Annotated in this window: 4 protein-coding genes; 3 read left to right on the top strand and 1 reads right to left on the bottom strand. The window is 38.5% G+C overall.

Annotated features, from left to right (window positions below):
- The first annotated feature begins 402 nt into the window (after positions 1–402).
- Together V7266_RS05205 and V7266_RS05200 are read left to right on the top strand one after the other, a co-directional pair.
- Positions 403–624 (top strand): DeoR family transcriptional regulator, encoded by a 222-nt coding sequence (locus V7266_RS05205; RefSeq protein WP_007086548.1) that lies wholly within the window; start codon positions 403–405, stop codon positions 622–624.
- A gap of 257 nt (positions 625–881) precedes the next feature.
- Entirely contained in the window at positions 882–2,219 is a 1,338-nt protein-coding gene (locus tag V7266_RS05200; protein WP_335466368.1) for an amino acid permease, read from the top strand.
- Between the two features lie 42 nt (positions 2,220–2,261).
- Here the strand turns inward: V7266_RS05200 and V7266_RS05195 are convergent, their stop codons facing one another.
- Positions 2,262–3,146, bottom strand: a complete 885-nt coding sequence (locus V7266_RS05195) for a LysR family transcriptional regulator (RefSeq protein ID WP_335466367.1) — start codon at positions 3,144–3,146, stop codon at positions 2,262–2,264.
- 130 nt (positions 3,147–3,276) lie between these two features.
- Between V7266_RS05195 and V7266_RS05190 the strand changes: the two genes are divergently transcribed.
- Positions 3,277–5,271, top strand: a complete 1,995-nt coding sequence (locus V7266_RS05190) for a YhgE/Pip domain-containing protein (protein ID WP_335466365.1) — start codon at positions 3,277–3,279, stop codon at positions 5,269–5,271.
- Positions 5,272–5,288: the final 17 nt, after the last annotated feature.

The raw sequence follows: 5,288 nt of genomic DNA, 5'->3' as shown, positions 1-5,288 counted from the left end.
GTCTTTTTGTATAGGCAGAGGTTTCACTATGTTTAGAGGTTGAAAATGCTGATTTTTTTTATTATGTGGTTTTTTACAAAAAATTCAAACAATTTTAACATAATCCAAGTACTTTCCCCCATATCCTATAGTATAAAATAATATAGGAGGCGATAAAAACGACCAATTCCCATAAATTACCGAAGAATATTTTGTTTTCTTTACTATATTGGTAGAAATTTTCTGAAATTATGGGTACAATAAGGTTAGATGTATGACATCTAAGTATCCTCAGTCACATTCCATTAAAGGAGATGTCTGCGCGGAAAAGAAACTACATATTTCTTGAAGAGATTTCTTCAAATAGGCTGTCGGTAGCTGGATTAAGCCATAGGTTTGAAATTTAGGATAGGGAGTGGTTCTTTGAAACCTTCAACTAACCGGATGTTAAACCGCATCAAATGTATCTACATGTTTATTAGAAATAACGGCACTGTTACGACCCAAGAACTTGTAGAGGAATTTGGTATCACTCCTCGCACCATACAACGAGATTTAAATGTCTTAGCCTATAATGACTTGGTCATTAGCCCAAGCCGCGGAAAATGGACAACAACACAAAAGAAAGTGAAGATGTCATCTTAATTGCAAAATAAAATGAAACAATCCGCATAATAAGGCATGCGATTCAATCGCATGCTTTTTACTGTTTAAATAAGAGACAAATGGAAGCGCTGCCCGTGTTAAAGGTATGACCGAACTGAAGCTGGACATGCCTCCATTCAATTCCCCCATGCAAACCTTTTAAACTATTTGACAGGTATAATAATTATGATATATTAATATAGAAAATGCTTTAATGCTTAAAAGCGTCTAAGTAAAAAAGAAAAGTAGGTACGTATATGAAAAAAAATCAGCAGCAGAATTTACAAAAGGGGCTCCTGCCACGGCATGTTCAGTTTATTGCTTTAGCTGGGATGATTGGGACAGGAATTTTTAAAGGCAGTTCCGATACGTTAAATATAGCCGGGCCAAGTGTGATTGTCGCCTATTTAATAGGTGGATTATTATTATTCATAATAATGGCAGCATTAGGCGAATTGGCACTAGCTTATCCGAATTTAAATGTACAGCATTTAGTTAACAAGGCTTTTGGTTTCCAAGTTTCCTTCCTAGTTGGTTGGCTATACTGGATTAATTGGATTTTAGTTACCATTGTTGAGTTATTAGCGGCGGGTAGTTTCCTTCAATTTTGGTTTCCATCTGTCCCATTGTGGCTGTTCAGCTTTCTATGTGCGATTGTAATCGTTGGCATCAATTTGTTCCAAGTAAAATATTACGGTGAAATGGAATTTTGGTTTGCTGGCATTAAAATTATTGCTCTCATTGCCTTTATTATCCTAGGATTTTTACTTCTTTTAGGTTTAATTCCAAGCAGCCTTCATGACCCACTATCAAACTACACCCAGCACGGCGGCTTTTTTCCGCACGGTCTAAGTGGAACGTTTAGTGCCTTTTTAGTTGTCATGTTTTCTTATGGAGGCGCTGAATTAATTGGGGTTGCTGTTACTGAAACAAAGGATGCTGAACGCGTCTTGCCAAAAATTATAAAAGGCGCTGTCTGGCGCGTAATTATTTTTTATGTTTTACCCATTCTCATTATTTGCGGGATGATGCCCTGGAACAAGGTAACTGGTCAAGACAGTCCATTTGTTCAGGTGTTTAGCAGTACAGGATTACCCGGGGCTGCCCACATTATGAACTTTGTTCTTTTAACCGCTGTCCTATCCGCAGCCAATTCAGGTATTTATGCCACTTCGAGAACATTGTATTCAATGGCTCAAAGTAATGTGGCCCCTAAAGTTCTAGGAAAGGTTTCATCAAAGGGAATACCGATTATTGGGCTTATGATTACGAGTATTTGTATTTTGGTTGGTGTATATTTAGCGTATTTGACACCAAGCCAAGTCATTGGCTACCTAATGACGATCCCTGGCTTTACGGTCATGATTATTTGGATGAGCATTTGTGCAGCCCAGTTAAAATTAAGGCCGCTATACAAAAATAAACCAGCTTTTAACGTGAAATGGTTCCCGTACACAACGATTTTTGCGTTAGTATCATTAAGCATCATTTTTATTGGTTTCCTATTTAACGCTAATAATCTGATTGGGACAACCGTAAGTATTGTAACGATAATTCTACTAATCATTCTTTCATTTATTTATAAGAAAAAGTAAATCAAAATTAGGCCAGCAATCGTGCTGGCCTTTTAATTTTCATTATTGTTTAATGTTTGAAAAATACTCAAGCACATATTGACGAAAATGTTGTGCCGGATTAGACAGATATCGTCTTTTTGACCAGCTTAACCCAATGGTCCTTTGGCATTTTGGTTCAATGATTTCTAGTTTATTAGGAAATGGATTCGAATTCCCCAGCCAAGAAATTTCCGGTATAAAGGCGACTCCCAGTCCTTGCCGGACCAAATCCCCAATGACACCAGGCTCATCTCCTTCAAAAGCAATATTAGGCACAAAGCCGGCCTCATAACAAAATTCATCGGTTAAATTTCGAAACCCGAAGCCCGTATTCATGCTAATAAACGGCTCTTCCTTTACTTCATTTAGGTAAACGTTTTTTCTTTTTGCCAATGGATGCTCCGGGGGAACGACTAGGTAAATTTGTTCCGTCATAAGCGGTTCCCACACAATATCATTGCCGACAAGCTCCACTGATGAAATACAAAAGTCAATCTCTGCCTTCTCAAGAAGACTTTTCATAGATGAAGTTGACTCTAGCATCTGTTGAAATTTGATATCAGGAAATTCCTTTAAAAACGAACTCAATAAATCAGGAAGTACTTTTGGAATGCTTACTGCTAAGGTAATTTGCGTTTGACCGCGGTTAAAATAATTCTCTATCTCTCTCTTCCCTTCATTTATTTCTAAAAATACCCTGTTAACACGATCTAAAAACAGCTTTCCATAATGATTTAGTTTGAGCTGTCGATTCTTACGGTCAAATAAGGGAACACCGAGATCTTCTTCTAATCGGGCTATCGTTTTACTAAGTGATGGCTGGGCAATTTGCAGTTCTTCTGCCGCTCTCGTCATATGTTCCAGTCTTGCAACGGTTTGAAAATATTGTAATTGTAAAAGTTCCATCGTTTATATACCTTCACATTTCAAATAGATTTAAAGCTATAGTTCCATAATGAATTATATATTATACAATATATAAAATTCCATATATCATATTGGTTATGTTATAAAATAAACAATTTAAGGGGTATTTATGAAGGGACTAAAGCTAGTATTTCGAGATTTAAACATGATGTGGCATCATAAACATGGAAGAATTGCCTTAATCTTTCTTTTAATTGTGCCATTAATTTATGCTGGTTTCTTTCTCGCAGGTTATTGGAATCCATATGGAAAGTTAGACCAGCTTCCAGTCGCAGTCGTTAATTTAGATAAGGGCTCCACGATGGAGAATAAAGCGATTCACGCTGGTCGTGACTTTGTTCAAAACCTAAAGGAAAATAAGGACTTAAACTTTCACTTCATTTCAGAAAAGAAGGCCAATCAGGGAATAAAAAACGGAACTTATTACATGGTGATCACTATTCCTAAGGACTTCTCACAAAAAGTAAGTACCTTAATGGATGAACATCCGGAACCCGCCAAACTTATGTATAAAACAAATCCGGGTAAAAACTATGTTGCTTCGCAAATTAGCACAACCGCGACGGAAAAAATGAAGACGAAAATCGCAAACAGCATAACGAAATCATATGCTGATGGGGTATTTTCAAAGTTTCAGGAATTAGCAAACGGATTACGTGAAGCTGGTGATGGAGCAGCTAACATCACTCAAGGGACAGCAGATGCCAAAAACGGCATGGTACAGCTATCAGATGGTGTCCACAGTTTAAATAATGGTGCTGCACAACTTAAGGACGGAAGTCAGCAGCTCTCTATCAGTCAGGACAAATTAGCCGATGGACTAAACGTCATTAAAGGCGGCTCAGCAGAACTCTCTGATGGGATGTCCAAACTTACAGAAGGTCACACAGCTCTCGAATCAGGTATAGATAAGTTAGCTCAGAGTACAAAAGAGATCGCAGCCGGCCAAGACAATCTGGCCAAAGGGCAGGCAAACATGAAAAGCTCGACAGCTGACCTAAAGAATTCGATAGAGCAATTTTTACAAAGTCATCCTGAGCTTAAAGATGATACAGCCTTCCAACAAATCGCAGCAAAGGCAGATGGCCTATCAATAGCAGCAGATTCATTGAGTAATGGGCAAAACCAATTGGCACAGGGCACTACCCTTTTAGTACAAGGGGAAACAAAGGTCCAAGACGGGATGCTGCAATTTGGAATAAAAATGAAGGATGCTGCAAGCGGAGCTTCAAAACTCGCCAATGGCACGGCAGCATTTTCTATTGGATTTACGCAATGGAAACAAGGTTTTACGTCTTTAAACAATGGCATCAGTGACCTTGCCAGCGGCGGTAACAAACTGGATCAAGGGACAAATCAGTTGGTAGAAGGCTTGGGACAATTAAGTGCAGGGTCTAATGAACTTGCTGTTAAATTGAATGATGCAGCCAAGAAAACGGCAAGCGTTCATAATACGGACCAATTAACCTCCATGTTTTCAGAACCTGTACAGCTAGTGGAAACAGAAGTATCGAATGTCCCTAACTATGGGACAGGAATAATGCCATACTTCTTATCTTTAGCCTTTTATGTCGGCGGGATTATGGCCGCTAATATTCTGCCGCTTGGACGCAGGCAAGATATCAAAGTTAACGGAACGGTACATTTTATTAACAAACTTGCACTTAAGTATGCAATCGCATTAGTCCAAGTATTATTTGTTGATTTGGTTGTACTTTTTGGTTTTAAAGTAGATGTAGCCAATGTTCCATTGTTTGTTTTATCTAGTATTATTGTATCCTTCACCTTTATGACGTTTATTCTCATGTTGGTAACAGTTTTCGGAGTGGCTGGAAAGTTTATGGCTGTAACCTTGTTAGTGCTGCAATTAGCTACCTGCGGCGGTACATTCCCTGGCGAATTGAGTAATCCTGTTCTTAGTAAGGCAGGTGCTGTTCTTCCAATGGCTCACTCGTTACGAGGATTCCAGGATGTAATAACACTTGGCGATTGGACGCAGCTGCAACAGCAAATATCCATTCTATTAATTTATTTAGCAGCTGCTGCCGTTATTGGCTGGATAACAAGTCACCTGCAGCATTCGAAAACTGAAACGGTTCATTAAAAAGAAGAAAGTGATAT

Source organism: Neobacillus drentensis (assembly GCF_036965645.1).
Taxonomy (GTDB): domain Bacteria; phylum Bacillota; class Bacilli; order Bacillales; family Cytobacillaceae; genus Neobacillus; species Neobacillus drentensis_D.
This window is presented reverse-complemented; position numbering and strand designations above follow the sequence as displayed.